Annotated in this window: 25 protein-coding genes and 1 pseudogene; 14 read left to right on the top strand and 12 right to left on the bottom strand. The window is 73.7% G+C overall.

What is annotated here, in order from left to right:
• Window positions 1–149: 149 nt before the first annotated feature.
• The 4 genes and pseudogenes from KSE_RS10895 to cobU form a co-directional block, all read right to left on the bottom strand.
• Window positions 150–1,646 carry a leucyl aminopeptidase gene (locus KSE_RS10895; RefSeq protein ID WP_033258115.1) on the bottom strand — a complete coding sequence of 499 codons (1,497 nt, stop codon included), beginning with the start codon at window positions 1,644–1,646 and terminating at the stop codon, window positions 150–152.
• Window positions 1,647–1,871: 225 nt separating this feature from the next.
• Entirely contained in the window at window positions 1,872–2,696 is an 825-nt protein-coding gene (locus KSE_RS10890) for an adenosylcobinamide-GDP ribazoletransferase (protein ID WP_014135354.1), read from the bottom strand.
• Window positions 2,697–2,733: 37 nt separating this feature from the next.
• On the bottom strand, window positions 2,734–3,852 hold the full coding sequence (locus tag KSE_RS10885; protein ID WP_014135353.1) for a nicotinate-nucleotide--dimethylbenzimidazole phosphoribosyltransferase: 1,119 nt from the start codon (window positions 3,850–3,852) through the stop codon (window positions 2,734–2,736).
• Window positions 3,853–3,863: 11 nt separating this feature from the next.
• Window positions 3,864–4,412: pseudogene (gene cobU / locus KSE_RS10880) on the bottom strand (bifunctional adenosylcobinamide kinase/adenosylcobinamide-phosphate guanylyltransferase); the annotation flags it as partial.
• 111 nt (window positions 4,413–4,523) lie between these two features.
• Between cobU and KSE_RS10875 the strand changes: the two are divergent.
• Window positions 4,524–4,724, top strand: a complete 201-nt coding sequence (locus tag KSE_RS10875) for a hypothetical protein (protein ID WP_014135351.1) — start codon at window positions 4,524–4,526, stop codon at window positions 4,722–4,724.
• A gap of 59 nt (window positions 4,725–4,783) precedes the next feature.
• Here the strand turns inward: KSE_RS10875 and KSE_RS10870 are convergent, their stop codons facing one another.
• Together KSE_RS10870 and KSE_RS10865 are read right to left on the bottom strand one after the other, a co-directional pair.
• Entirely contained in the window at window positions 4,784–5,428 is a 645-nt protein-coding gene (locus KSE_RS10870) for a methyltransferase domain-containing protein (protein WP_014135350.1), read from the bottom strand.
• Between the two features lie 266 nt (window positions 5,429–5,694).
• Entirely contained in the window at window positions 5,695–6,297 is a 603-nt protein-coding gene (locus KSE_RS10865) for a DUF3043 domain-containing protein (RefSeq protein WP_014135349.1), read from the bottom strand.
• Between the two features lie 204 nt (window positions 6,298–6,501).
• Here KSE_RS10865 and KSE_RS10860 point away from each other — a divergent pair, with 204 nt between their 5' ends.
• Both KSE_RS10860 and pspAA read left to right on the top strand, forming a co-directional pair.
• Entirely contained in the window at window positions 6,502–7,290 is a 789-nt protein-coding gene (locus KSE_RS10860) for a PspA/IM30 family protein (RefSeq protein WP_081539371.1), read from the top strand.
• A 28-nt stretch (window positions 7,291–7,318) separates the two neighbouring features.
• The gene (gene pspAA / locus KSE_RS10855) at window positions 7,319–7,612 is read left to right on the top strand and encodes a PspA-associated protein PspAA (RefSeq protein ID WP_014135347.1); all 294 of its coding nucleotides are present in this window, start codon (window positions 7,319–7,321) and stop codon (window positions 7,610–7,612) included.
• A gap of 72 nt (window positions 7,613–7,684) precedes the next feature.
• Here the strand turns inward: pspAA and nadA are convergent, their stop codons facing one another.
• Complete coding sequence (nadA, locus tag KSE_RS10850; RefSeq protein ID WP_014135346.1) at window positions 7,685–8,866, bottom strand: quinolinate synthase NadA; 1,182 nt, start codon at window positions 8,864–8,866, stop codon at window positions 7,685–7,687.
• A 181-nt stretch (window positions 8,867–9,047) separates the two neighbouring features.
• Between nadA and KSE_RS10845 the strand changes: the two genes are divergently transcribed.
• From KSE_RS10845 to KSE_RS10835, 3 genes are all read left to right on the top strand, one after another.
• Window positions 9,048–9,974: an NADP-dependent oxidoreductase gene (locus KSE_RS10845; protein ID WP_014135345.1), complete on the top strand. Its 927-nt coding sequence runs from the start codon at window positions 9,048–9,050 to the stop codon at window positions 9,972–9,974.
• Between the two features lie 84 nt (window positions 9,975–10,058).
• Window positions 10,059–10,532: an Lrp/AsnC family transcriptional regulator gene (locus KSE_RS10840; protein WP_014135344.1), complete on the top strand. Its 474-nt coding sequence runs from the start codon at window positions 10,059–10,061 to the stop codon at window positions 10,530–10,532.
• 145 nt (window positions 10,533–10,677) lie between these two features.
• Entirely contained in the window at window positions 10,678–12,045 is a 1,368-nt protein-coding gene (locus KSE_RS10835) for a pyridoxal phosphate-dependent decarboxylase family protein (RefSeq protein WP_014135343.1), read from the top strand.
• Window positions 12,046–12,061: 16 nt separating this feature from the next.
• Here the strand turns inward: KSE_RS10835 and KSE_RS10830 are convergent, their stop codons facing one another.
• Window positions 12,062–12,952 carry a GNAT family N-acetyltransferase gene (locus KSE_RS10830; RefSeq protein WP_014135342.1) on the bottom strand — a complete coding sequence of 297 codons (891 nt, stop codon included), beginning with the start codon at window positions 12,950–12,952 and terminating at the stop codon, window positions 12,062–12,064.
• Window positions 12,953–13,149: 197 nt separating this feature from the next.
• Here KSE_RS10830 and erpA point away from each other — a divergent pair, with 197 nt between their 5' ends.
• Window positions 13,150–13,503: an iron-sulfur cluster insertion protein ErpA gene (gene erpA, locus KSE_RS10825; RefSeq protein ID WP_014135341.1), complete on the top strand. Its 354-nt coding sequence runs from the start codon at window positions 13,150–13,152 to the stop codon at window positions 13,501–13,503.
• An 83-nt stretch (window positions 13,504–13,586) separates the two neighbouring features.
• On the opposite strand, the gene KSE_RS42060 is transcribed toward erpA, so the two are convergent.
• Both KSE_RS42060 and KSE_RS10815 read right to left on the bottom strand, forming a co-directional pair.
• Complete coding sequence (locus tag KSE_RS42060) at window positions 13,587–14,207, bottom strand: hypothetical protein (RefSeq protein WP_014135340.1); 621 nt, start codon at window positions 14,205–14,207, stop codon at window positions 13,587–13,589.
• Between the two features lie 94 nt (window positions 14,208–14,301).
• A complete protein-coding gene (locus KSE_RS10815; RefSeq protein ID WP_014135339.1) occupies window positions 14,302–14,520 on the bottom strand; it encodes a hypothetical protein in 219 nt (72 codons plus the stop codon).
• 203 nt (window positions 14,521–14,723) lie between these two features.
• Between KSE_RS10815 and KSE_RS10810 the strand changes: the two genes are divergently transcribed.
• On the top strand, window positions 14,724–15,701 hold the full coding sequence (locus KSE_RS10810) for a carbohydrate kinase family protein (protein ID WP_014135338.1): 978 nt from the start codon (window positions 14,724–14,726) through the stop codon (window positions 15,699–15,701).
• A gap of 13 nt (window positions 15,702–15,714) precedes the next feature.
• On the opposite strand, the gene KSE_RS10805 is transcribed toward KSE_RS10810, so the two are convergent.
• Complete coding sequence (locus KSE_RS10805) at window positions 15,715–17,139, bottom strand: cysteine desulfurase/sulfurtransferase TusA family protein (protein WP_014135337.1); 1,425 nt, start codon at window positions 17,137–17,139, stop codon at window positions 15,715–15,717.
• A gap of 363 nt (window positions 17,140–17,502) precedes the next feature.
• On the opposite strand from KSE_RS10805, the gene ctaC reads away from it, so the two are divergent.
• The 4 genes from ctaC (at window position 17,503) to KSE_RS10785 (ending at window position 22,030) form a co-directional block, all read left to right on the top strand.
• The gene (gene ctaC, locus KSE_RS10800; protein WP_014135336.1) at window positions 17,503–18,360 is read left to right on the top strand and encodes an aa3-type cytochrome oxidase subunit II; all 858 of its coding nucleotides are present in this window, start codon (window positions 17,503–17,505) and stop codon (window positions 18,358–18,360) included.
• Window positions 18,357–20,135 carry an aa3-type cytochrome oxidase subunit I gene (gene ctaD, locus KSE_RS10795; protein ID WP_014135335.1) on the top strand — a complete coding sequence of 593 codons (1,779 nt, stop codon included), beginning with the start codon at window positions 18,357–18,359 and terminating at the stop codon, window positions 20,133–20,135. Before ctaC ends, ctaD begins: the two co-directional genes overlap by 4 nt.
• Window positions 20,132–20,548 carry a cytochrome c oxidase subunit 4 gene (locus tag KSE_RS10790; protein ID WP_014135334.1) on the top strand — a complete coding sequence of 139 codons (417 nt, stop codon included), beginning with the start codon at window positions 20,132–20,134 and terminating at the stop codon, window positions 20,546–20,548. The genes ctaD and KSE_RS10790 overlap by 4 nt, the downstream gene beginning before the upstream one ends.
• 231 nt (window positions 20,549–20,779) lie before the next feature.
• A complete protein-coding gene (locus KSE_RS10785; RefSeq protein WP_014135333.1) occupies window positions 20,780–22,030 on the top strand; it encodes a L,D-transpeptidase in 1,251 nt (416 codons plus the stop codon).
• 55 nt (window positions 22,031–22,085) lie between these two features.
• Here the strand turns inward: KSE_RS10785 and KSE_RS10780 are convergent, their stop codons facing one another.
• Complete coding sequence (locus KSE_RS10780; protein WP_014135332.1) at window positions 22,086–23,546, bottom strand: purine-cytosine permease family protein; 1,461 nt, start codon at window positions 23,544–23,546, stop codon at window positions 22,086–22,088.
• Window positions 23,547–23,655: 109 nt separating this feature from the next.
• Between KSE_RS10780 and KSE_RS10775 the strand changes: the two genes are divergently transcribed.
• Window positions 23,656–24,288: a TetR/AcrR family transcriptional regulator gene (locus KSE_RS10775; RefSeq protein ID WP_033258133.1), complete on the top strand. Its 633-nt coding sequence runs from the start codon at window positions 23,656–23,658 to the stop codon at window positions 24,286–24,288.
• A 25-nt stretch (window positions 24,289–24,313) separates the two neighbouring features.
• Window positions 24,314–25,915: an amidohydrolase gene (locus tag KSE_RS10770; RefSeq protein ID WP_014135330.1), complete on the top strand. Its 1,602-nt coding sequence runs from the start codon at window positions 24,314–24,316 to the stop codon at window positions 25,913–25,915.
• The last annotated feature ends 58 nt before the right edge of the window (window positions 25,916–25,973 follow it).

The following is a 25,973-nucleotide window of genomic DNA, read 5'->3' as shown; positions in this document are numbered from 1 at the left end:
GTCCGGGGGGCTTCGCCCGCCTGGTTCCGCCCTGCGGAATCAATTTTCGCCGGAGGCGAACACGGCATCGAATTGGCCCGGCGGGCTACCGGCTGGTAATGCGCGTGGGGCCCGGCACCCACCGGTGCCGGGCCCCACGCGTGGACGGGTCACTTGCCCGCGGCGGTCTCCTCCGCGAAGCGGACCAGGGTGCGCACCGCGCTCGCGGTGCCGCCCTTCGGGGTGTAGCCGTACGGGCCGCCCTCGTTGAACGCCGGGCCGGCGATGTCCAGGTGCGCCCAGGCGGTGCCCTCGGCGACGAACTCCTGCAGGAACAGGCCGGCCACCAGGCCGCCGCCCATCCGCTCGCCCATGTTCGACAGGTCCGCGACGGTCGACTCGACCATGCCCTTGCGCAGCTCGGCCGGCAGCGGCATCGGCCAGGACGCCTCGCCCGCCGCGCCCGCGGTCTCGTGCAGCCGGGTGCGCAGCGCCTCGTCGTTGGCCATCACGCCGAAGGTGCGGGTGCCCAGCGCCAGCACCATCGCGCCGGTCAGGGTCGCCACGTCGACGATCACGTCCGGCTGCTCCTCGCCGGCCCGGACGATCGCGTCGGCCAGCACCAGCCGGCCCTCGGCGTCGGTGTTCAGCACCTCGACGGTCTTGCCGCCGTACATCCGCAGCACGTCGCCGGGGCGGGTGGCCGAGCCGGACGGCATGTTCTCCGCCAGCGCCAGCCACGCCGTCACGTTGACCTGGAGGCCGAGCCGCTTGGCGGCGACCACGGTGGCGAACACCGCGGCGGCGCCCGCCATGTCGCACTTCATGGTCTCGTTGTGGCCGGCCGGCTTCAGCGAGATGCCGCCCGAGTCGTAGGTGATGCCCTTGCCGACGAACGCCAGCGTGGCCTTCGCCTTCGGGTGGGTGTACGCCACCTTCACCAGCCGCGGCGGGTTGGCCGAGCCGGCGCCGACGCCCAGGATGCCGCCGAAGCCGCCCTTGAGCAGCGCCTTCTCGTCCAGCACCTCGACCTTGAGGCCGTGCTCCTTGCCGACCGCCTGGGCGAGGGTGGCGAAGGACTTCGGGTTCAGGTCGTTCGGGGCGGTGTTGACCAGGTCGCGGGCCCGGTTCATCTCCTCGCCGACCGCGGCGGCGCGCTCCACGGCGGCCTTCGCGTCCTTGGAGCCCTTGCGCTCCACCAGCAGCACCAGCTCGGCCACCGGGGCCTTGGCCACCTCGGCCTTGTAGGTGCCGAAGGAGTACGCGCCGAGCAGGCCGCCGAGCGCGACCGCCTCGACCTCGTCGGCGGAGACCGCGGGCAGCGCCAGCGCGACCTTCTTCGAGCCGGCCAGCGTGCGGGCGGCGACACCGGCCGCCTTGCGCAGGTCCTCGGCGCCGAACGCGCCCTCGGGAGCGGTGCCCAGGCCGACGGCCAGCACCAGCGGGGCCTTCGCCCCGGCCGGCGCGGGAAGCTTGACGGCCTCGCCCTCGGCGCCGGTGGCGCCCAGGGCGGTGAGGACCTCGGCCAGCTTGCCCTCGAAGGCCTCGACGACGGCATCGGCGCCCGGAGCGACGACCAGGCCCTTGGGGCCCTTCGCCACACCGACCACCAGGGCGTCCGCCCGCAGGCTCACGGCGGAGGAGGTGCTCACAGACAGTGCAGTCACGACAAATGCGTCCTGTTCTTTTCGCGGTCCACAGCCGGTGACGGCTCCGTTGCCGACCGGCGAAACCCAGGCAGACTCCGCGGCGAGACGGGGCGCGAGGCCAGGGTGCTCACCGCATGGTAGTCCGCATACTGGGATCGCGCCGCCCCGCCTGTCCCCGTGCACGAACAGCCGCAGTCCGTGACGGTGCGTGAGTTCGTGTACGGGGGCGGGGCGGACGGGTCCTCAGAGCAGCGCGGCCGCCACCAGGGCCGCCGTCGCCGACGTCTCCACCAACGCCCCCAGCACGTCCCCGGTCACGCCCCCGAACCGGCGGACGCACCGCCGCAGCAGCACCCCGGCCGCCAGCACCCCCGCCACCGCCGCGACCCCCGACTGCCAGCGCACCGCCGCCGCGGCCGCCGCCACCAGCACCGTCACCGCGACCGCCGCCCGCGGCCGCACGGTCGCCGCCACCATCGCCCCCAGCCCGCCCGGCCGGGCCGCCGGCACCGACCGCAGGCAGCCCCAGGCCAGCGCCGCCCGCCCCGCCACCGCCGCGACCACCGCCGCCACCGCCCCGCGCCCCGGCGACACCGCGAACTCCCCGGCCAGCGCGGCGACCTGAGCCAACATCAGCAGCAGCAGCGTCAGCACGCCGAACGGCCCGATGTCCGACTGCTTCATGATCCGCAGCGCGTCCCCGGCCGGCTTCCCGCTGCCCAGCCCGTCCGCGACGTCCGCCACCCCGTCCAGGTGCAGCCCCCGGGTCAGCAGCGCCCCGACCGCCACCACCGCCACCCCGCCCAGCAGCCCGCCGCCGCGCCAGGCCGCCAGCGCCCCGGCCAGCCCGGCCGCCCCGCCGACCACCAGGCCCACCGCGGGCGCCCACAGCATCGCGGCCCCGCCCGCCGCCCGGTCCCACCGGTGCACCCGCACCCGCAGCACCGTCAGCGTCCCGAACGCGAACCGCACCCCGTCCCCGACCCGCGCGGGCCCCCCGGCGGCCCCCGCAGCGGCGGAGCCCCCCTCCGGGGACCCCGCCGTCCGCTCCGCGTCCTCGCCGCTCATCCCGTACCCGTACCCGTGTGCCCCTGCCCCGACGGAGTCAGTAGCGGTCGAGCAGGTCCGCCGCCGTCGGCAGCTTGGCCGGCACCCGCGGCGGGAGCGGCTTCGCGTGCGGGACGGCGGCCGGTTCGGCGAGGGTGTCGCCGGCGGCCTGCAGCAGGGGGAGGGCCAGCACGGCGCTGACGCCCTCGCCCATGGTGACGCCGGTCTCGTGCAGCGGCGTCAGGGTCAGCCGGTCGTAGGCCTTGGCCTGGGCCGGTTCGCCGGTGAGCGCGGCGGCCCGCCACCACTCGGGGGAGCGGAAGGCGATCCGCTGGGCGACCAGCGCGCAGGCCGCGGAGACCACGCCGTCCAGGACGACGGGCAGCTTGCGGACGGCGGCCTGCAGCAGGAAGCCGGTGATCGCGGCGAAGTCGGCGCCGCCGGTCGCGCCGAGCAGCGCGAGCTGGTCGCCGAGGACCGGGCGGGCCCGGCGCAGCGCGTCCCGGACGGTGGCGCACTTGACCATCCAGGTCCGGTCGTCGACGCCCGAGCCGCGGCCGGTGACGGCGGCGGCGTCGGTGCCGCAGAGCGCGCCGATCAGCACGGCGGCGACGGTGGTGGCGCCCACCCCGAGGTCGCCGAGCAGGACGAGGTCGGTGCCGGCGTCGGCCTCCTCGTCGGCGATCGCCATGCCGGTCCGGAAGGCCCGGGCGGTCTCGTCGGCGGTGAGCGCGTCCTCGACGTCGATCCGGCCGGAGCCGCGGCGGACCCGGTGCCGGACGACGTCCTCGGGGAACTCGTTCGGATCGGCGTCCACGGCGATGTCGACCACCCGGACGTCCGCGCCGTAGCGGCGGGCCAGCACGGCGACCGGCGCGGTGCCGTCCAGCACGGCCCGGACCCGGTCGGCGGTGCCGCCGCGCGGCTCCAGGGTGGAGACGCCGAGCGCGGCGACGCCGTGGTCGGCGGCGAACAGCAGCACCCGGGTGCTGGTCAGCGGGCGGAGCTCCCGCTCGCCGCGGGCGGACGCCAGCCAGGCACCCAGCTCCTGCAGCCGGCCCAGGCCGTCGCGCGGCATGGCGAGCTGCTGCCAGCGTTCCTCGGCGCCGCGCCGCGCCCCCTCGTCGGGGCGTTCGACGAGCGAGGAGAAAGTGTCGAGATCCACGGTGGTGTCCATCGCTCGGCAATCTACACGGACACCGCTTTGATGGTCAGCACCTGTCCGGCGACCACCAGCAGCACCCGCTCGGAGGCGTCGGCCACCGCCATGTTGAGCCGTCCGAGGGTGTCCCGGAAGCGGCGTCCGGCGGGGGTCGCGGGCACCACGCCCATCCCGACCTCGTTGGAGACGGCGACCGCCTCCCGGCGGGTTCCGGCCCAGGCCGCGGCCAGCGCCGCGCAGCGGGCCTCGACGGCCTCCTGCCCGCCGCCGAGCCAGGTCGCGTCGTCCCAGGCCCCGCACTCGTCCATCACGGCGGTCAGCCAGAGCGCCAGGCAGTCGATCAGCACCGGCGCCGGGTCGGCGGCGTCCGCGAGCACCGCCTCCAGCTCGCAGGTCTCGGCGGTCCGCCAGGACTCCGGCCGCCGGGCCCGGTGCAGGTCGACCCTGCGGGCCCAGTCGGCGTCGCCGTCCCGCCGCCCCGAGGTGGCCACGTACAGCACGTCGGGACGGTCGGCGAGCAGCCGCTCGGCATGGGTGGACTTGCCGGAGCGCGCGCCGCCGAGCAGCAGGGTGCGGGGGAGAGCCATGCGATCATCCTGCCGGACGGAGCTTCGCCCCCTCGCCGGGTGGGCACGCTACCGTCACGAACCCAGTAACCGGCGGCACGATTCGCGGAGGAGCCCGGCATGGTGTGGACCTGGCGGTACGAGAAGAACGACGGCACCGTGGTGGAGCCGGCCGACGGCGTCGAGGAGTTCTCCAGCCAGGGCGACGCCGAGTCCTGGATCGGCGAGGAGTGGAAGACCCTGCTGGACGGCGGGGTCGACCGGGTCGTCCTGGTCGAGGACGGCCGGGACGTCTACCCGATGAGCCTGCACGAGGCGTAGCGGACCCGGTCCCGACCCCGGCCGGCGGCGGTCACTCCCCGCCGGTCACTCCCCGCCGGTCACTTCCCGGCGACCACGTGCAGCAGCGCGGCGACCTGCCGGTACGGGTCCTGCTTGCCGGCCCGCTCCTCGGCGTCCAGCAGCTGGGCGAGCTGCCGGCCGTCGACCGGGGCCGCCTCGTCCGGCATGGTGTCGGTGAAGACCCGCACGCCGTACCAGTGGCGGACGGGGACGGCGAAGCCGGCCAGCGTGCCGCCCAGCTCGGCGAGCCGGTCGGCGCGGGCGGGCAGGCCGAGCCGGTTGGTGTACCGGGTGGAGTCGAAGGCGTCCTGGCAGGCCCGCCAGTCGCCCATCAGCCCGGCCCGCATGGCCAGCGCGTCGCCGTTGCGGACCAGCAGCGAGAGCAGCCCGCCCGGGGCCAGGATGCGCGCCACCGAGGCGAGCATCGGCTCCGGGTCCGGCAGGTACATCAGGGTGCCGTGGCAGAGCACCAGGTCGAAGCTGCGCGGCCCGAACCAGCGGCCCACCTGGTGGCCGTCGCCGGTCAGCAGCTGGACCCGCTCGCGGACCTCCGCCGGCTCGGCGGCCAGCGCCTGGTGCGCGACGCCGAGGGTGGTCGGGTCCGGGTCGATGCCGGTGACGAAGTGGCCGGCCCGGGCCAGCCGGAGCGCCTGGACGCCCTCGGCGCAGCCCACGTCCAGCACCCGCAGCGCGACGCCGCGGGTCAGCTGCTCGGCCAGCTGCCGGGTGACCAGCTCCTGGCGGACCAGGTTGTGCAGCCCGCCGTGCCGCTCCAGCCACTCACCGGCCCCGCTGTGGTACGGCCCGCCGCGCGCGGGCAGCCGCCCGTGCCGCCCCCGCGGGGCGAAGTTCTGCTGCGGGAGGCCCTGCTGCGGGGGGATGCCGGCGCCGAAGGCCCCGACCGGCTGCTGCGCCGGCGGGGCCCAGTACGGCGGAACGGCTTCCGCGGTCAGGGCCGCTCGCCCCGCTTGACCATCGGCTTGGGCAGCCGCAGCCGGCGCATCTGCAGGGTGCGCATCAGGCCGTACATGACCGCGCCGCGGGTGTCCTGGTTGGGGAAGCGCTCGGCCAGGTTCTTGCGCAGCGTGAAGCCGATCCGGACGAAGTCCAGGATGACGACCACGAAGAAGACCATGAACAGCAGCGTGGAGAGCAGCTGCAGGTAGTTGATCTTCGTGATGCTGAGCACCAGCACGACGACCGCGTACGGCAGGAAGAACTCGGCCGTGACCCAGCGGGAGTCGATGAAGTCGCGGACGTAGCGCCGCACCGGCCCCTTGTCGCGCGCGGGCAGGGCGCGCTCGTCGCCCTCCAGCAGCGCGGTGCGCTGCTTCTCGCGCTCGGCGCGCATCCGCTCGCGGGCCTGCTTGGCGGCCTCCTTGCGGTCCTTGGGGACGGTGACCCGGGTCTTCCGGTTGGCCTCGGCCTCACTGCGTTTGGGCGTGGGCCGGCCCTTGGGAGCCTGCGGGTCGCGGGCCTGCTTCTCGTCCTCCTTCGTCAGGGTGACGGTGGAGGAGGAGGCGGCGGATTCATCAGAGCGGCGTCGGAACACACTCCCAGCGTACGGGTTGACCGGCGGCTTTCCGGCGCGCCCCCGGACGCGAACCGATATCGATCGTGAGGACGATGCCGAACGGCCGTCCGCTGTAGCAGCATTGTTGCAGGCCGGTGCACTGCGCCGGTGCCCGCACCGCGCATACACTCGACCTGTCACGAGACGCAAACCCAGGCCCGAAGAAGGGGGCTATCGAGGCCCATGAGCGACGGAATCATGAAGCGTATGGGGCTGATCTTCCGCTCCAAGGCGAACAAGGCCTTGGACCGGGCGGAGGACCCGCGCGAAACGCTCGACTACTCCTACCAGAAGCAGCTGGAACTGCTGCAGAAGGTGCGCAGGGGCGTCGCCGACGTGGCCACCTCCCGCAAGCGCCTGGAGCTCCAGCTGACCCAGCTGCAGCAGCAGTCCGCCAAGTACGAGGACCAGGGCCGCAAGGCGCTCTCCCTCGGCCGGGAGGACCTCGCCCGCGAGGCGCTCACCCGCAAGGCCAACCTGCAGTCCCAGATCACCGACCTGGAGACGCAGTACCAGGCCCTGCAGGCCGAGGAGGAGAAGCTCACGCTCGCCTCCCAGCGCCTCCAGGCCAAGGTGGACGCCTTCCGCACCAAGAAGGAGACCATCAAGGCCACCTACACCGCCGCGCAGGCGCAGACCCGGATCGCGGAGTCCTTCTCCGGCATCTCCGAGGAGATGGGCGACGTCGGCCTGGCGATCCAGCGCGCGGAGGACAAGACCGCGCAGATGCAGGCCCGCGCGGGCGCGATCGACGAGCTGCTGGCCTCCGGCGCGCTCGACGACGCCAGCGGCCTCGGCCGCAAGGACGACATCGAGGCCGAGCTGGAGCGGGTGGCCGGCGGCAGCGACGTCGAGCTGGAGCTGGCCCGGATGAAGGCCGAGCTGACCGGCGGCAGCCCCGCCTCCCAGCCGCAGGCGATCGAGCAGGGGAAGAACGACACCCCGCCGCCCACCATCAACTACCAGAAGTAAGCGCCGGGAGCAGGGGAGAAGCACCAGCATGATCATGCGGGTCTTGGGTGAGGGGCAGTTCGAGGTCGCCGAGGCCGACCTGAACCGGCTGAACCAGCTGGACGACGACCTGCTCCAGGCCGTCGAGGCGGGGGACGAGGCGGCCTTCAGGTCGGCGCTCGGCACCCTGCTGGCGGCGGTCCGCGAGGTGGGCACGCCGCTGCCGCCGGAGTCGCTGGAGCCGTCCGACCTGATCCTGCCGGACGCCGAGGCGTCCCTGGAGCAGGTCCGCGAACTCCTGCGGGACGAGGGCGACGGCCTGATCCCCGGCCTCCCGGAGTAGTTCGGGCGCCACACGTGACAGCAGGGCGGGCCCCCACCGGGGGCCCGCCCTTTCACACCGTCCGCCGAATCGTTACGGCAGGGCCAGCATCCGGTCCAGCGCGGCCTTGGCGTACCTCTCGGTCTCGGCGTCCACCGTGATCACGTTGGGGACCCGGCCCTCGGCCAGCGACTCCAGCGTCCACACCAGGTGCGGCAGGTCGATCCGGTTCATGGTCGAGCAGAAGCACACCGTGCGGTCGAGGAAGACGACCTCCTTGTCCGGGTGCGCCTTGGCCAGCCGGCGGACCAGGTTCAGCTCGGTGCCGATCGCCCACTTCGAGCCGGGCTCGGCGGCGTCCAGCGCCTTGATGATGTACTCGGTCGAGCCCACCATGTCGGCGGCGGTGACCACCTCGTGCTTGCACTCCGGGTGCACCAGCACGGTCACGCCCGGGATCCGCTCGCGGACCTCGTCCACCGACTGCACGCTGAACCGGCCGTGCACCGAGCAGTGCCCGCGCCACAGGATCATCTTCGCGTCCCGCAGCTGCTCGGCGGTCAGCCCGCCGTTCGGCTTGTGCGGGTTGTAGAGCACGCACTCGTCCAGCGGGACGCCCATCTCCAGCACCGCGGTGTTCCGGCCCAGGTGCTGGTCCGGCAGGAACAGCACCTTCTCGCCCTGTTCGAAGGCCCACTCCAGGGCCCGCTTGGCGTTGGACGAGGTGCAGATGGTGCCGCCGTGCCGGCCGGTGAACGCCTTGATGTCGGCCGAGGAGTTCATGTACGACACCGGCACGGTGGCGTCCGCCACGCCCGCCTCGGTCAGCACGTCCCAGCACTCGGCGACCTGCTCGGCGGTGGCCATGTCGGCCATCGAGCAGCCGGCCGCCAGGTCGGGCAGCACGACCCGCTGGCGCTCGGAGGTGAGGATGTCCGCGGACTCGGCCATGAAGTGCACGCCGCAGAACACGATGTACTCGGCCTCGGGCCGGGCCGCGGCGTCCCGCGCGAGCTTGAACGAGTCGCCGGTGACGTCGGCGAACTCGATCACCTCGTCGCGCTGGTAGTGGTGGCCCAGGATGAAGACCCGGTCGCCGAGCTTCTCCTTCGCGGCGCGGGCGCGCGCCACCAGGTCGGGGTCGGAGGCGGCGGGCAGGTCGCCGGGGCACTCGACGCCGCGCTCGCTGTTCGGGTCGGCCTCCCGGCCGAGCAGCAGCAGGGCGAGCGGCGAGGGCGCGGGGTCGGTGCCGTAGGTCTCGGTGGTGGTGCTCACGGGCGGCTGCCCTCCAGGTGCGGCCGGATCTTCACCAGCCTTCTCGTCTATCTGACGCTATCTATGATAACCGCTTCCCGTCACCCGGACGATGGACGTCCTGTCGATGTGACGAGAACCGCTCACCGGGATGGCTGCCTCCGACGCGAGGACCCGCCGCACCGTCGGGTTGGCTGGAGCCATGAAGGCAATCGCGATCCACCGCTACGGCGGCCCCGACGTGGCCGAGTACACCGAGCTCCCCGACCCGAAGGTCGGCCCCGACACCGTACTCGTCCGCACCCGGGCCGTCGGCGTCAACCCCGTCGACTGGAAGATCCGCGAGGGCTACCTCGACGGCGTCCTCGACTCGCACTTCCCGCTGGTCATGGGCTTCGACCTGGCCGGCGTCGTGCAGGCCGTCGGCGGCGCCGTCACCGAGTACGCCCCCGGCGACGAGGTCATCGGCTACGTCCGCAAGGACGTCATCGAGCGCGGCACCTACGCCGAACTCGTCGCCGCCCCCGTCCGCACCCTGGCCCGCAAGCCCGCCTCCCTCGACTGGGCCCAGGCCGGCGGCCTGCCCACCGCCGGGCTCACCGCCCGGCAGGCCCTGGTCCACGCGCTCGGGCTGCGCCGCGGCGAGACCGTGCTGATCCACGCCGCGGCCGGCGGCGTCGGCTCGATCGCCTGCCAGGTCGCCGTCGCGCTCGGCGCCCGGGTGATCGGCACCGCCGGCGAGCACAACCACACCTTCCTGCGCGGCCTGGGCGTCGAACCCGTCCAGTACGGCCCCGGCCTCGCCGACCGGGTCCGCGCGCTGGCCCCCGAAGGCGTCGACGCCGCGCTCGACCTGATCGGCGGCGACGCCGTCGAGACCTCGATCGGCCTGCTCAAGGACCCCGCCCGGATCGCCTCGGTGGTCGACTACACCGTCACCGCCCGCGGCGGCCGCTACGTCTTCACCCGCCCCGACCCCGAGGACCTCGCCGCCGTCGCCCGGCTCGCCGAGGACGGCCTGCTCACCGTCCCGGTCGCCTGCACCTTCCCGCTCAGCCAGGCCGCCTCCGCCCAGGCCCTCAACGCCGAGGGCCGCACCCGCGGCAAGATCGTCCTGCTGGTGGACTGACCCCGGCCGGGCCGTCCGCGAGAATGGGGCCCGCGGAACCGTTTCGGCCGCCCACCCTCACCCTCACTCCCGTGGAGCCCCGCCATGAGCAGCCACCGGCCGCCCGATCCCGACCCCGGGCCCGTCCGGCCGGACCTCGACGACACCGACCGGCTGCTGATCGAACACCTCAGCCGCGACGGCCGGGCCTCCTACGCCGAGATCGGCCTGCTCGCCAACCTCTCCGCCACCGCCGTCCGCCGCCGGATCGACCGGCTGCGGGCGCGCGGCGCGGTCCGCGGCTTCACCGTCGTCCTCGACCCCGCGCTGCTCGGCTGGCGCACCGAGGCGTTCGTCGAGGTCTACTGCCGCGCCCGCACCTCGCCCGAGGAACTGCTCGCCACCCTGCGCCAGTTCCCCGAGGTCGCCGCCGCCTGGACGGTCACCGGCGACCCCGACGCGCTCGTCCACCTGCGCGCCGCCGACACCCGCCACCTCGAAGCCGTCATCGAACGCATCCGCAAGGAGCCCGGCGTCCAGCGCAGCCGCTCCTCCGTGGTCCTCTCCCAGCTGCTCTGACCCACCCCGCGCAGCTTTCCTGCGCGCCCCCGCCCGAACACGCAGGAAACCCGCCCCGGACGGCCGCGTTCCGACGCGCGCCCGCCCACCCCCGCTGCCTACGCTGATCAAGCCCCCAGCACCGCCCGCAGCGAAGAGGACACCCGTGTACGCAGCCCCCGACCGCATGCACAAGCCGGACAACGAACTGGTCGACCTGGTCTTCGGCTACATGCGCGAACGCCTGCAGTACGACCCCGTCCCGCTCGACCACCCCGGCGACGGCGCCCACCTGCGGGAGGCCCTCGCCGGGCTGCTGAACGACCACGGCAACAACCCCGCCGACGTGCTCAAGCTCTACGACCACGAGCTCTCCCGCGCCGTCATCTCCGCCGACAGCCCGCGCTACCTCTCCTTCATCCCCTGCGCCCCGACCAAGGCCGCGCTGCTCTTCGACATGGTGGTCTCCTGCGCCTCCCTGCAGGGCATCTCCTGGCTGGAGGCGGCCGGCGCGATCGCCGCCGAGAACCAGGTGCTCCGGCTGATAGCGGACCGGGCCGGCCTGCCCGCGAGCGCCGGCGGCACCTTCGTCTCCGGCGGCTCGGCCGGCAACCTCTCCGCCCTCGTCGTCGCCCGCGACACCGCGAGGCGCCGGCTCGGCGTCGGGCCGGAGGCCCGGCTGCGGATCGCCGTCGCCGACCAGGTGCACTCCTCGGTCAAGAACACCTTCAACATCATCGGCGTCGAGCCCCTCCTCGTCCCCGCCGTCGACCGCCGCCTCACCGGCCCCGCGCTGCGCGCCGCCCTCGCCGCCGACCCCCACCCCGAGACCGTCATCGCCGTCGTCGGCACCGCCGGCACCACCAACGAGGGCATCATCGACGACCTGGCCGGCATCGCCGAGGTCGCCCGCGACCACGACCTCTGGTTCCACGTCGACGGCGCGTACGGCGGCGCCGGCCTCTTCGCCCCCTCCATCCGCGACCGCTACGCCGGCATCGAGCACGCCGACAGCTTCGTCGTCGACCCGCACAAGTGGCTGTTCGCCCCCTTTGACTGCGCCGCGCTGCTCTACCGCGAACCGCGCCTGGCCCGCGCCGTCCACACCCAGGACGCCTCCTACCTGGACGTCCTGCACACCGAGGGCGACGAGTGGAACCCCACCGACTACGCCTACCACCTCACCCGCCGCGCCCGCGGCCTGCCGCTCTGGTTCTCGCTCGCCGTCCACGGCGTCCAGGCGTACACCGACGCGATCGAGGCCGGCCTCCGCCTCGCCCGCGACACCGCCCGGCTGATCCGCGACACCGAGCACCTCGAACTGCTGCACGACCCGCAGCTCTCCGCCGTCTGCTTCCGCCGCAAGGGCTGGACCCACGACGACTACTACCGCTGGTCCCGCCGGCTGCTCGCCGACCAGATCGGCTTCGTCACCCCCACCGGCTGGGACGGCGAGACCGTCGCCCGCTTCGCCTTCCTGCACCCGGGCACCACGATGGAGACGGTCGAGGAGATCCTCGCCACCATGGCGTGAGACCGGCCCGGCCGGCCTACAGGTAGCCCCCGTTCGGGACGTACGGCGCGGGCGGCCGCATTCCGCGCAGGCCCAGGTAGCCCCGGGTGGACAGCGACAGGCCCAGGTCGAGGCCGACGTCGACCGCCCACTCCTGCTCGGCGGTGAGGAAGGAGACGCTCGCCTCCGTCCCGACCGGGACGCGGGCCAGCGCCTCGCGCAGCAGCCGGACGGCGATCCGCTTGGAGGTGGCGGCGACCAGCTCGACCTCGCCGCCGTCCCGGTAGCAGTAGCCCGTCCCGGCCAGGGTGTCCGCGACCAGCAGCTCCTCGTAGTGCGCCAGCATGAACCGGTGGTCCGGCCCGTGCGCGGCGCCGCGCACCCGCCGGTCGACCGAGTCGAGCAGGTGCAGGTGCGTCGCGTTGCCCGCGTGCACCGGGATCTCGCCCGGGTCGAGCAGCCGCTCCCGGTCGACCCGCCCGGTCAGCCGCATCGCCGGGTGCAGGGTGAACCCGGCCCGCCGGTAGCGCCGGGCCGCCGCCGGGGACGGCGAGGCGCACAGCATGCCGCGCAGGCAGCCCCGCCCGTACGCGGTGGCCCGCTCCAGCAGCAGCCGGCCCACGCCCTGCCCCTGCGCGCTGGGCAGCACCACGAACAGCGGCAGCACCCACACCCCCTCGCGGCGCAGCGACAGCGCCGCCCCGACGGCCTCGCCGTCCTGCTCGGCGATCCAGCACCCCTCCGGGTCGGTGACCGCCAGGTGGCGGGTGCGGGCCCGGCTGCGGATCCCGCGGCGGACGTCCGCCGGGCCCTGCGCGTCGTCCTGCGGCCGGCCGTCGAGGTCGCGGAAGGCCGTCCGGGCGACCCGGTCCACGGCCTCGGCGTCCTCCGGGGTGTCCCTGAGCTGACGAATGATCACCCGGCCCATCCTGCTGCGCCCGGTGCCCGGACGGTAGCGGTTTGCCGAAGTGGGCGGTGACCCGCCACGTCCGGTGTGCGAGCATGGAGTCCGTGGGGGAGTGGGCGACGAAAAAAGTCCCCCGAACGCACCACCTCCCGGAAATGAATCCGGGGGGCCGCTGGTTGGCACTGGCGGATCACCGTCGTCACAGACCGGGAGTAAGCATGACCGTCCAGGACGAGACCACTGTCGAGAGTGGCATCCTCCTCACCGACGCCGCCGCGGCCAAGATCAAGGGCCTGCTGGAGCAGGAGGGTCGCGACGACCTCTCGCTGCGCGTCGCCGTGCAGCCGGGCGGCTGCTCGGGCCTGCGCTACCAGCTGTTCTTCGACGAGCGCTCGCTCGACGGCGACGTCGTCAAGGACTTCGACGGCGTCCAGGTCGTCACCGACCGGATGAGCGCCCCCTACCTGGGCGGCGCCACCGTCGACTTCGTCGACACCATCGAGAAGCAGGGCTTCACGATCGACAACCCCAACGCCACCGGCTCCTGCGCCTGCGGCGACTCGTTCAGCTAAGCCTGAGCGCGAGAACGCCGAGGGCGGCCCCCCGATCCGGGGGGCCGCCCTCGCGGCGTTCCCGGCGCGTGCGGCGCCGGAGGTCAGCGCGGGTCGCCGCCCGCGACGCCGCTGACCACCGGCAGCTGCTCGCCCGTCGCGGTGTCCACCACGCCGCCGCCGGTCATCGGCTGCGACAGCCTGACCACCGCCTGCTGCTCCTTGACCGCCTGCGGGCACGCCTTGCCGGGCTCCGCGGTCTGCGTGACCACCACCCGCAGCTTCACCACCGGCGGGGCGTCCTCCTCGACCCGGACCCCGTACTTGTCGCAGATCCCGGCGGTGAAGAACACCGTCAACTGGGTCGGCCCGTCCTGCCGGTAGCCGGTCGCCGGGATCTTCACCGCCGTCGGCGGGCGCTCGCCGACGGCTATCCCGGGCGTGGTGGGCTGCGCCGAGGGCTGCGGGCTGGCCTCCGGCGCCGGGCTCGACGCGGCGGCCGAGGCCGGGGCGGACGGCGTGGCGGCCGAGGCGGACGGTGCGGGGGCGGACGGCGAGGCCGGGGCGCTCGTACCGGAGCTCGCCGTGCCGACGGCGACGGTGGGCGTGCCCGAGCTGCCGCACGCGGTCAGCAGGCCGGCCGCGAGGGCCGCGCCGGCCAGCGCGGCGGCCGCCCGGCGGGCGTACGGGGTCCTGGCGGAGACGGCTGCGGTGCTGTCGTCCATGATCTGCGTTCCTCCCGAGGGTCGCGCGGAGCCGCCCGGAGCGGTACCGCGCCGATCTGACGTGTCCCGGAGGAGAACGGTTCCGCCCGCGGCGTCAGCCGCCGTACTCCGGCATGCCCGCCACCACCCGGCGCGCCGCCACCGGCACCCGGAGCGTCGGCGCGGCCGGCGCGGCGACCGCCGGGAGCGGCCCGGCGACCGGCCAGAACCGGCCGAGGCGGCGCGAGGAGTCCAGCAACTCGGCCAGCGTCTCGGTCTCGGCGTCCTCGCCGCGGCGCCCCGCGAGCCACCCGGAGGAGTGATCGATCACCATGCGGTACCCAGCTCCGATCGCCGTGCCGCGGCCACGGCGCCGCGGACTGGACGGGGCCGCGCCGGCCCCCGTTACTCGCGACCCTAGGCCGGGGGGTGTCCGGAAGACAGCCCTACCATCCGGTAGTACCCGGTCGGACGGGTACCGTAAGCCGGGTTGTTGCCCCCATCTCAGGCCACCGCCAGGCCGCCAGAGGAGACCCCGTGCGCATCGCCGTCGCCGGCTCGATCGCCACCGACCACCTGACGACCTTCCCCGGGCGGTTCGCCGACCAACTGGTGCCCGAGCAGCTGCACACCGTCTCGCTCTCCTTCCTGGTCGACACCCTGGACATCCGCCGCGGCGGCGTCGGCCCGAACATCGCCTTCGGCATGGGCGTGCTCGGCCTGAACCCCGTCCTGGTCGGCGCGGCCGGCGCCGACTTCGCCGAGTACCGCAGCTGGCTCGACCGGCACGGCGTCGACACCGAGTCCGTGCACATCTCGGAGAGCCGGCACACCGCCCGCTTCATGTGCACCACCGACCAGGACCACAACCAGATCGCGTCCTTCTACACCGGCGCGATGGCCGAGGCCCGCAACATCGAGCTCAAGCCGATCGCCGACCGGATCGGCGGCCTCGACCTGGTCCTGATCGGCGCCGACGACCCCGCCGCGATGGTCCGCCACACCCAGGAGTGCCGCACCCGCGGCTACGCCTTCGCCGCCGACCCCTCCCAGCAGCTCGCCCGGCTGGAGGGCGACGACATCCGGGAGATCGTCGACGGCGCCGCGTACCTCTTCACCAACGAGTACGAGGCCGCGCTGATCGAGTCCAAGACCGGCTGGTCCCCGGACGAGATCCTCGACCGGGTCGGCACCCGGGTCACCACCCTCGGCCCCAAGGGCGTCCGGATCCAGCGCAAGGGCGAGCCCGACGTCGTCGTCGGCTGCGCCGCCGAGGAGCGCAAGGCCGACCCCACCGGCGTCGGCGACGCCTTCCGCGCGGGCTTCCTGGCCGGCCTCTCCTGGGGCCTCGGCCTCGAACGCGCCGCCCAGACCGGCTGCATGCTCGCCACCCTGGTCATCGAGACCGTCGGCACCCAGGAGTACGACCTGCGCGGCGGCCGCTTCCTGGAGCGCTTCGAGGACGCCTACGGCCCGGAGGCCGCCGCCGAACTGCGGGACCGGATCAGCCTCTGACCGGCCGACGGGGCTACCCCCGCACCGTGACCAGGTACGCCGTGCCGTGGCCCCCGCCGTACTCCGCGGCGGGGGCCTCGCCGGTGTAGCTGTGCCCGCACATCCCGCACCAGGCCGGGATGTCGTGCCGGGCCGCCTCGTCGTCGGAGAGGACGGCGACCAGGCCGCCGGGGGCGACCTCGCCGACCCGCTTGGCGAGTTCGATGATCGGGACCGGGCAGCGCTTGCCCAGGGTGTCGATCACCAGGGCCGCGGCGGAGCCGCCCGCCGGGCCGTCCGCCGAGCCGTCCGCCGGGCCGCTGCCCGGCAGCGCGAGGTCGAGGCCGAGCGGGGCGCGGACCTCGGCGACGACCCGGGGGAGCACCTCCAGGAACGCGTCGACCTCGGCGCGGGTGGTGCCGGCGGGCAGCGAGACCCGCAGGTTGCCCTCGGTGAGGACGCCCATCGCGGCCAGCACGTGGCTGGGCGTCAGGGTGCTGGAGGTGCAGGAGGAGCCGGAGCTGGCGGCGAAGCCGGCCCGGTCCAGCCCGGTGAGCAGCACCTCGCCGTCGACGTACAGGCAGGAGAACGTCACCAGGTGCGGCAGCCGCAGCTCGGGGTGGCCGACCACCTCGACGGCCGGGACCAGCTCGGGCACGCGGTGCCGGACCAGGTCGACCAGCTCGCGCAGCCGCGCGTTCTCCGCCTCCGCCTCGGCCCGGACGGCCCGCAGCGAGGCCGCCGCAGCGACGATCGCGGGCACGTTCGGGAACCCGGGCGCCCGGCCGCCCTCCCGCTCGTCGGCGGGCAGCGCGGAGGAGAACCGCACCCCCTTGCGGACGGCGAGCACGCCGACGCCGGCCGGGCCGCCCCACTTGTGGGCGCTCGCGGTGAGCAGCGACCAGCCGGCCGGGACGGGCAGCCGCCCGGCGCTCTGCGCGGCGTCGACCAGCAGCGGGACGCCGCCGAGCAGTTCGGCGGTCTCGGCGACCGGCTGCAGGGTGCCGACCTCGTGGTTCGCGGACTGCAGCACGGCGAGCGCGGTGTCCGGCCGCAGTGCGGCGGCGAACTCCGCGGCGGAGACCCGGCCGTGCCGGTCGACCGGGACGGCGGTGGCGCTGCCGCCGTCGGCCGCCCAGCGTTCGGCGGTGTGCAGCACGGCGGAGTGCTCGACGGCGGAGTGCAGCAGGTGGGAGCCGCGGCGGCGGTGGCCGCGCAGCGCGCCGAGCAGGCCGGAGTGCAGGGCCTGGGTCCCGGAGGAGGTGAAGGAGACCTCGTCGGCCCGGGCCCCGAGCGCCTCGGCGACGGTCTCCCGGGCGGCGTCCAGCAGCATCCGGGCCTGCCGCCCGGAGCGGTGCAGCCGGGCGGGGTCGGCCCAGCCCTCGTCGAGGGCGGCGAGCAGGGCCTGCCGGGCCACGGGGTGGAGCGGGGCGGTGGAGGCGGCGTCGAAGTAGGGCACCCGGCCACCGTAGACGACCGCGTCCGCCGCCCCTTACGGGGTGATTCCTCCCGGCCCGTCAGCCGTCCGACGGTCCGTCACCCGTGTGTCGCAGTACGGTCGCCCGTTCGGTCGTGAGAGGCTCGGAAGTCCGCCATGACCTGCGACTCCATCCGTGCCGCGGAGGCACTTCACCCCCCGGGGGCTGATCGGGTAGCCGGGCGGCGCGTTACCGGGGGCTGCCCGTGAGTGCCGCATAAGGATGGAGTAGCGTTTGGCCCGCATAAGCATTCAAACCGTGCCCGTGGCCGGACCGCCCAGGGGACCTGGCAACAGGCTCATCCCGGCGGTGCGTTCGCGGGCGAGACTTCGGGAAGGCGCTACGTGAGTCCCAACGGCTCCGACCGCTCGCCGCGGCGCACGATGCGGCGGAAGCTGCCTCAGGCGCTGGCACTGGGCCTCGTCATCGCGACCGCCACCGGCTGCTCGGCCAACGACCTGCCCAGGCTTGGCCTCCCCAGTCCCGTCACCAAGGAAGGGCCGCTGGTCCTTCACATGTGGCAGGGCTCGTGGATCGCGGCTCTGATTGTCGGCGCACTGATGTGGGGTCTGATCATCTGGAGCGTGATCTTCCACCGGCGTAGCCGCACCAAGGTGGAGATCCCCGCTCAGACCCGGTACAACGTGCCCATCGAGGCGCTCTACACCGCGGTTCCGATCGTCATCGTCTCGGTGCTGTTCTACTTCGTCGCCCGTGACGAGTCGGCCCTGACGAAGGTCGACGAGAAGCCCCAGCACACCATCAACGTGGTGGGCTTCCAGTGGAGTTGGGCGTTCAACTACGAGAACTCCGAGATCCCGGACCCGGCGAGCACCACCGCCGCGTACGACGTCGGCAGCACCAAGGAGCCCCCGACGCTCTACCTGCCGATCAACGAGACCGTGAAGTTCCGGCTGACCTCCAACGACGTCATCCACGACTTCTGGCCCGTCAACTTCATGATGAAGATGGACGTCGTCCCCGGTGTGGTCAACGAGTTCCAGGTCACCCCGACCGCGCTCGGCACCTACCGCGGCAAGTGCGCCGAGCTCTGCGGTGTCGACCACTCGCGGATGCTCTTCAACGTGAAGGTCGTCACGGCCGCCGAGTACCAGCAGCACCTCAAGGACCTCCGCGACAACGGCAAGGCCGGTGCGGTTCCCGCAGGCATCCTCCCCACGGGAAGTAGTGAAGAGAAGTGACCATCCTCAACGAGCCCGCCGCGGCCGGCGGGGGAGCCGGGGCCGTCACCTCGGGGACTCCGCGGGTGCGCAAGCCGGGCAACGCGATCATCAAGTGGCTCACCACCACCGACCACAAGACGATCGGCACGATGTACCTGGCGACCTCGTTCGCCTTCTTCCTGATCGGCGGCGTGCTCGCCCTGGTCATGCGTGCCGAGCTGGCCCGTCCGGGCACCCAGATCCTGTCGAACGAGCAGTTCAACCAGGCGTTCACCATGCATGGCACGATCATGCTGCTGATGTTCGCCACCCCGCTGTTCGCCGGCTTCGCCAACTGGATCATGCCGCTCCAGATCGGCGCCCCCGACGTGGCCTTCCCGCGTCTGAACATGTTCGCCTACTGGCTGTACCTGTTCGGCTCGGTCATCGCGGTGGCCGGCTTCGTGACCCCGCAGGGCGCCGCCGACTTCGGCTGGTTCGCCTACTCGCCGCTGAGCGACGCGGTCCGTTCGCCCGGCATCGGCGCCGACATGTGGATCATGGGTCTGGCCTTCTCCGGCTTCGGCACCATCCTCGGCGCGGTCAACTTCATCACCACGATCATCTGCATGCGCGCGCCCGGCATGACGATGTTCCGGATGTCGATCTTCGTCTGGAACGTCCTGCTGACCGCCGTGCTGGTCCTGCTGGCCTTCCCGGTCCTCGCGGCCGCGCTGTTCGCCCTGGAGGCGGACCGGAAGTTCGGGGCGCACGTCTTCGACCCGACGAACGGCGGCGCGCTGCTCTGGCAGCACCTGTTCTGGTTCTTCGGCCACCCCGAGGTGTACATCATCGCGCTGCCGTTCTTCGGCATCGTGTCCGAGATCATCCCGGTCTTCAGCCGCAAGCCGATGTTCGGCTACTCCGGCCTGATCGCCGCGACCATCGCCATCGCCGGCCTCTCGGTGACGGTGTGGGCGCACCACATGTACGTGACAGGACAGGTACTCCTCCCGTTCTTCTCGTTCATGACCTTCCTGATCGCGGTCCCGACCGGTGTGAAGTTCTTCAACTGGGTCGGCACCATGTGGAAGGGCTCGCTGAGCTTCGAGACCCCGATGCTCTGGACGATCGGCTTCCTGGTCACCTTCCTGTTCGGCGGTCTGACGGGCGTCCTGCTCGCCTCCCCGCCGATCGACTTCCACGTCTCGGACTCGTACTTCGTCGTCGCGCACTTCCACTACGTGGTGTTCGGCACCGTCGTGTTCGCGATGTTCGCCGGCTTCCACTTCTGGTGGCCGAAGATGACCGGCAAGATGCTGGACGAGCGCCTCGGCAAGATCACCTTCTGGACGCTGTTCATCGGCTTCCACTCCACCTTCCTGGTCCAGCACTGGCTGGGCGCGGAGGGCATGCCGCGCCGCTACGCCGACTACCTGGCCTCGGACGGCTTCACCACGCTGAACACCGTCTCGACCATCGGCTCGTTCCTGCTCGGCCTGTCGATCCTGCCGTTCCTCTACAACGTCTGGAAGACGGCGAAGTACGGCGAGAAGATCGAGGTCGACGACCCGTGGGGCTACGGCCGTTCGCTGGAGTGGGCGACCTCCTGCCCGCCGCCGCGGCACAACTTCACCACCCTGCCGCGGATCCGCTCCGAATCCCCGGCGTTCGACCTGCACCACCCGGAGATCGCCGCGCTGGACTACCTGGAGAACCACGGTGAGCCGGCCAAGCACTTCGAGGGCGTGACCCCCGCGCAGTACGACCGTCCGTCGCTGGGCAAGGGCAAGAAGGATGGTGACGCCCGATGAAGGAACAGGGCAAGATCTTCGCGGGTCTCTCGGTGTTCGTGCTGGCGATCGCCATCACCTACATGGTGTGGACCATGAAGTCGGACCACGGCCTGGAGGCCGCCGGCACCACCGCGCTGTTCCTGGCCTTCGGCCTGTGCGCCTTCATCGGCTTCTACCTGGCGTTCACCGCCAAGCGGGTGGACACCGGCGCGGGTGACAACCCCGAGGCCCAGGTCTCGGACGACGCCGGCGAGGTGGGCTTCTTCGCCCCGCACAGCTGGCAGCCGCTCTCGCTGGCCATCGGTGGCGCGCTCGCCTTCATGGGCGTCATCTTCGGCTGGTGGCTGCTGTTCTGGTCGATCCCGATCATCCTGATCGGCCTGTTCGGCTGGGTCTTCGAGTTCTACCGCGGCGAGAACCAGAACCAGTAGGTTCCGGACCGCAGCACCGCACGGCGGGCCGGGCACTCCCTTCGGGGGGTGCCTGGCCTCCGTCGTTCCCGGGGCGGGGGCGGGGCCGGGGCGGGCGAAAACATCCATCCGGGTTACCCGGAGTGCCGCCCGGGTGACGCCTTCCTACGCTCTGAGGCAGGTTCATACCCCTGGGAGGTTCCGTTGAAGGGCTCTCGGATAGCCGGCAGCAGCCGGACCGCACTGGCCGCCATGCTGCTCCTGGCCCCCGCCGCGGCCTGCTCCGGAGGCGGTGGCGGATCGGAGAAGGACGCGTCCCGCCAGATCGACGTGGCACCGCTGGTGCACACCTCTGCCGCCGGGGAGAAGGCCGACCCGGCGAAGGCGTTCACCGTCAGCACGGACGGCGGCAACAAGCTGGCCGCCGTCACCGTCACCGGCCCCGACGGCGTACCGTTGGCCGGCGAGCTGGCCGCCGACGGGCAGCACTGGCAGACCACCGACCCGCTCCGGGCCGGCGCCGCCTACCGCGTCAAGGTCGCGGCCGAGGACGGCAAGGGCGGCCACGGCGAGACCGACTCGGCGTTCACCACCGCCGACCCGCAGCACGTCGTCACCGCCGAACTCGGCCCGGACAGCTCGGGCAGCGGGGTCTACGGCGTCGGCCAGCCGCTCACCGTCAAGCTCTCCGAGGCGGTCACCGACCCGGCGGCCCGGCAGCAGGTCGAACGCGGACTGACCGTCACCTCGCAGCCCGCCGTGACCGGCGCCTGGTACTGGGTCGACGACGAGAACCTGCACTTCCGGCCGCAGGAGTACTGGCCCGCCAACACCACCGTCAAGCTCGCCTACGACCTGCCGGGCGTCCGGATCTCCGACGGTGTCTACGGCGGCGAGCAGCGCAGCCTGGCGCTGCGGACCGGCGACCGGATCGAGGCGCTGGTCGACGCGGGTAGCGACCAGCTGACGTACAAGCGCAACGGCGAGGTGGTGAAGACCATCCCGATCACCACCGGCAAGCCCGGCTTCGACACCCGCAACGGCGTCAAGGTGGTGCTCGGCCAGGAGTCCGACGTCCGGATGAGCAGCGAGACGATCGGCATCGCGGCCGGCAGCAGCGAGTCCTACGACCTCGACGTGAAGTGGGCGACCCGGGTCACCTGGAGCGGCGAGTACGTGCACGCGGCGCCCTGGTCGGTGTGGGCGCAGGGCAAGGAGAACGTCAGCCACGGCTGCACCGGGATGAGCACCGACCAGGCGAAGTGGTTCTTCGAGAACACCCGGGTCGGCGACATCGTGCAGGTGGTCAACAGCAAGGGCCACGAGATGGAGCCGTTCGGCAACGGCTTCGGCGACTGGAACGTGGGCTTCGACGAGTACGTGAAGCACAGCGCGCTGGGCAAGCCGGTCAGCACCGCGCCGACTGGGCAGGCGGCGGCCGACGCGACCCCGAGCCCGTCGGTGAACACCGGCCCGAGCCCGTCCGCCGGCGCGGGCCGGTGACGCGCGGGAGCCCCGCGCCCCGGACGGGGGCGCGGGGCTCGCTGCTCCCCGGGCCCTACCCGGCCGTCCGGCGGGGCGTCAGCAGCCAGTAGGCCGCGGCGGCGGTGAGCATCCCGGCCGGGAGGGAGAGGTCGGTGCCGGCCAGCGCGCCGGCGATCCAGCCGGTGAAGACCGGGGTGGACAGGCAGAGCGTGGCGGCGGCGGTGCCGAGCAGCAGGGCGACGGCGCCGGCCGGGTTGACGCCGCGGGCGTACCAGTGCGGCGAGGCGGGGGTCTCGTCGGTCAGGTCGGGGCCGTGGTACCGGTTGCGGCGCAGCACGATGTCGGTGGCGTAGACGGCCATCACCGGGCCGGTGAGCGCGACCATCAGCTCCAGCACGCTGTTGACGGTGTCGAGGAAGTCGGAGACCAGCAGCGCGTACAGGGTCAGCGCGACGCCCAGCGCGCCGTCCAGGGCGACGCTGCGGGAGCGACGGATCCGCAGGCCGACTGCCTGCAGGGCGAGGCCGGAGGAGTACGCGGTCATCGCGTTGTTGGCGACGGCGCTGAGCACGATGGCGAGCAGGAACAGCGGCCGGGCCCAGCCGGGCAGCACGGCGGTGAGGGCGGACTGCGGGTCCGTCATGTCCAGGGTGGTGGCGGCGAGGGTGCCCAGCGCGGTGAACAGCACGCTGGGCACGAACGCGCCCAGCGCCGTCCAGCCGGCCACCGCGCGCGGGGAGGCGGTGCGCGGCAGGTAGCGGGAGAAGTCGGCGCTGGTGGAGTACGAGAGCGGGGCGGAGGCGATCAGCGCGGTGCCGCCGGCCAGCGCGGCGAGCAGCGCGGTGCCGTGCAGCGGCTCGGCGGGCCGGTAGTGCCAGTCGGTGTGGCCGCCGGTCAGCAGGTAGCCGGTGAGCAGCAGGAAGACCGCCGTCAGCACCAGGGTGAACGGCCCGTACAGCCGGACGATGGTGGCGTGGCCGTACACCGAGATGGCCAGCGTGGCGGCCGCGACCAGCACGATGACCAGGACCTTCAGCGGGGTGCCCGGGGTGAGGCCGGCCCGTTCGGCGAGGCCGAACGCGGCGAGCGAGGCGGCGGCCCAGTTGAGGGCGAGGTAGCAGACCGAGACCAGCCAGCCGGTGACGGCGGTGTTCACCCGGTTGCCGCGGACGCCGAACATGGCCCGCATGATGACCTCGCTGGGGGCGCCCGCGGCCGGGCCGCTCACGGCGAGCAGGCCGACGCCGGCCCAGAGCAGGTTGCCGGCCGCGATGACGGCCAGCGACTGCCACAGGTCGAGGCCGATCAGCACCAGGGTGCCGCCGACCACCAGGTTGAGGTAGCTGACGTTGGGGGCGGCCCAGACGGCGAACAGGTCGCGGGGGCGGCCGTGGCGCTCCTCGTCGGGGATGTGGTCGATGCCGTGGGCCTCGACCCGGGGGGCCCGGCCGGCCCGGTCGGCGGCGGTTCGGTCGGCGGGGGCGGGCGGGTGCGTGGGGAGCTCCGTGTGGGGGTCTGGAATCGTGGATTCCATGGAGTCCTCCGAGGTTTCGAGTACGGGTGCCGGTGCGGTCGGCGGTGCGGGAGCGGCCGATGCGGAAGGCGGCTTGTCTATTGGTCGCACATCCAATAGCGTGCGGGGCATGTCGTCAAGCGTCCAGCCGAAACGGGTGCGCAAGAACCCCGAGGCCAGGCGGGCGGAGATCGTGGCCACCGCGGCCCGGATCGCCCTCGCCGAGGGCCTGGAGTGCATCACGATGCGGCGGGTCGCCGAGGAGCTGGACGTCCGCCCCGGACTGATCAGCCACTACTTCCCGGTCGCCGAGGAGCTCGTCGCCGAGGCGTTCGGCACCGCCGCGTCCGGGGAGCTCGCCGAGCTGCTGCCCGCCGCCGACGCCGCCCTCCCGGCGGTCCGGCGGCTGGCCCGCTTCCTCGGCCGCACCGCCGGGCCGCGCTACGACGAGCTGAGCCGGCTGTGGCTGAACGCCCGCCACCTCAGCCGGTTCCGGCCCGCCCTGCGGGAGCGGGTCGGCCAGCAGGAGGCGCTCTGGCGGGACGGGCTGACGGCACTGCTGGAGGCCGGCACCGCCGCCGGGGAGTTCCGCACCCCGGACCCGCGGGTCACCGCGATCCGGCTCCTGGTCGTCCTGGACGGCCTCGGGGCGCACGCCAACACCGACCGCACCGGCCGACCCGGGGCGGTCACCGGGATGGCGCACGCCCTCGCCGAAAGCGAACTCGGCCTCCCGGCCGGGGCGCTCGGCACCCCGCACTGACCGCACCACCGCTGAGGAGCCACCCGTGCACCCCGACCTCGTCCTGACCAACGCCCGGCTGCTCGACCCCGGCAGCGGGTCCTTCCTGCCGCACGACACGCTCGCGCTGAGCGGCGGCCGGATCGCCGGGTTCGGGGCGGCGGCCGTCCCGGGCGCCGAGGTGGTCGACCTGGACGGCGCGGTGGTCGTCCCCGGCCTGGTGGACGGCCACCTGCACCCGGTCTCGGGCGCCGAGCGCACCGCCGGGGCGGACCTCTCCGGCTGCCTCGACCTGCCCGCCCTGCGGGCCGAACTGGCGGCGGCCCGCAGCGAGTTGAAGGACGGGCAGTGGCTGCGCGGCTGGGGCCTGGACCCGAACGCGTTCGGCGGCCTGCCGCTCTCCGCCGACACCGTCGGCCCGGTGCTGGACGGGATCCCCGCCGCGATCGACCTGTTCGACGCGCACTCCATGCTGGTCAGCCGCCGGGCGCTGGAACTCGCCGGGATCGACGGCCCACGCCGCTTCGAGCAGGGCTCGGCCGAGGTGGTCTGCGACGCCGACGGCCGCCCGACCGGCCTGCTGCTGGAGGACGCCGCCTGCGAACTCGTCGAGGCGGTCGCCCCCCGGCCGAGCTTCGAGGAGCTCTGCCGGGCCAGCGCCGACGTGCTGCGGCGGATGGCCGCGGCCGGCCTCACCGGCGGCCACGCGATGGACGCCAACGGCGGGAGCCTGGCCGTGTACGCCGCGCTGGAGGAGCGCGGCGAACTCCCGCTGCGGCTGCGGATCGCCCCCTGGGTGCAGCCCGGCGCGGGCCCCGCCGAACTGGCCGAGCTGGTCCGCCGGCAGGGCGAGGGCGGACGGCGCTGGCGGGTCGCCGGGGCCAAGCTGTTCATGGACGGCACCATCGACAACGGCACCGCCTGGCTGGAGCACCCCGACTGCCACGGCGAGTCCACCGGCGCGTTCTGGCCCGACCCCGCCGCCTACACCCGGGTGATCGCCGAACTGCACCGGGCCGGGGTGCCCACCGCCACCCACGCGATCGGCGACGCCGCCGTCCGGCACGTCCTGGACGCGGTCGCCGCGGCCGTCGCCGCGCACGGGCCCGGCGCCCGGCACCGGGTCGAGCACGTCGAGACGGTGCCCGACGACACCGTCGCCCGGTTCGCCGCGCTGGGCGTCACCGCCTCCATGCAGCCCACCCACTGCACCGAGTACACCCGGGCCGACCACACCGACAACTGGTCCCGGCGGCTCGGCGAGGAGCGCGCCAACCGGGCCTTCCGCTGCCGCGACCTGGCCGCGGCCGGCGCCCGGGTGGTGCTCGGCTCGGACTGGCCGATCGCCCCGTTCGAACCGCTCGGCGTGATGGCCGGGGCCCGCCACCGCCGCCCCAGCCGCGACCTCGCCCAGCCCCCGCACCTGCCGGGCCAGGCCCTCACCCCGCTGCAGGCGCTGGCCGGCTACACCCTGGCCCCGGCCTGGGCGGCGGGCGAGGAGGCCACCGCCGGGCGGCTCGCGCCCGGCCACCGGGCTGACCTGACCGTGCTGGCCGGCGACCCGCTGACCACCCCCGACACCGAACTGGCCGCGCTGCCCGTCCTGTTGACCGTCCTCGACGGCGGAATCACCCACCGGGCGCGCTGAGCCCCGGACGCACCCGCGACGACCGGTCCCGCTCGGCGGGGCCGGTCGTCGCGCCGTC

The organism is Kitasatospora setae KM-6054 (assembly GCF_000269985.1).
GTDB classification, from domain to species: Bacteria; Actinomycetota; Actinomycetes; order Streptomycetales; family Streptomycetaceae; genus Kitasatospora; species Kitasatospora setae.
The sequence above is the reverse complement of the archived record's forward strand: the minus strand, read 5'-3'. Positions and strand labels throughout refer to the sequence as shown.

Coding starts and splice junctions, on each gene's coding strand:
- KSE_RS10890 (WP_014135354.1), bottom strand. CDS start 2,696: ATGAGCGGCGAGGACGCGGAGCGGACGGCGGGGTCCCCGGAGGGGGGC.
- KSE_RS10885 (WP_014135353.1), bottom strand. CDS start 3,852: ATGGACACCACCGTGGATCTCGACACTTTCTCCTCGCTCGTCGAACGC.
- KSE_RS10875 (WP_014135351.1), top strand. CDS start 4,524: ATGGTGTGGACCTGGCGGTACGAGAAGAACGACGGCACCGTGGTGGAG.
- KSE_RS10860 (WP_081539371.1), top strand. CDS start 6,502: ATGAGCGACGGAATCATGAAGCGTATGGGGCTGATCTTCCGCTCCAAG.
- pspAA (WP_014135347.1), top strand. CDS start 7,319: ATGATCATGCGGGTCTTGGGTGAGGGGCAGTTCGAGGTCGCCGAGGCC.
- KSE_RS10845 (WP_014135345.1), top strand. CDS start 9,048: ATGAAGGCAATCGCGATCCACCGCTACGGCGGCCCCGACGTGGCCGAG.
- KSE_RS10840 (WP_014135344.1), top strand. CDS start 10,059: ATGAGCAGCCACCGGCCGCCCGATCCCGACCCCGGGCCCGTCCGGCCG.
- KSE_RS10830 (WP_014135342.1), bottom strand. CDS start 12,952: ATGGGCCGGGTGATCATTCGTCAGCTCAGGGACACCCCGGAGGACGCC.
- erpA (WP_014135341.1), top strand. CDS start 13,150: ATGACCGTCCAGGACGAGACCACTGTCGAGAGTGGCATCCTCCTCACC.
- KSE_RS42060 (WP_014135340.1), bottom strand. CDS start 14,207: ATGGACGACAGCACCGCAGCCGTCTCCGCCAGGACCCCGTACGCCCGC.
- KSE_RS10815 (WP_014135339.1), bottom strand. CDS start 14,520: ATGGTGATCGATCACTCCTCCGGGTGGCTCGCGGGGCGCCGCGGCGAG.
- KSE_RS10790 (WP_014135334.1), top strand. CDS start 20,132: ATGAAGGAACAGGGCAAGATCTTCGCGGGTCTCTCGGTGTTCGTGCTG.
- KSE_RS10785 (WP_014135333.1), top strand. CDS start 20,780: ATGCTGCTCCTGGCCCCCGCCGCGGCCTGCTCCGGAGGCGGTGGCGGA.
- KSE_RS10780 (WP_014135332.1), bottom strand. CDS start 23,546: ATGGAATCCACGATTCCAGACCCCCACACGGAGCTCCCCACGCACCCG.
- KSE_RS10775 (WP_033258133.1), top strand. CDS start 23,656: ATGTCGTCAAGCGTCCAGCCGAAACGGGTGCGCAAGAACCCCGAGGCC.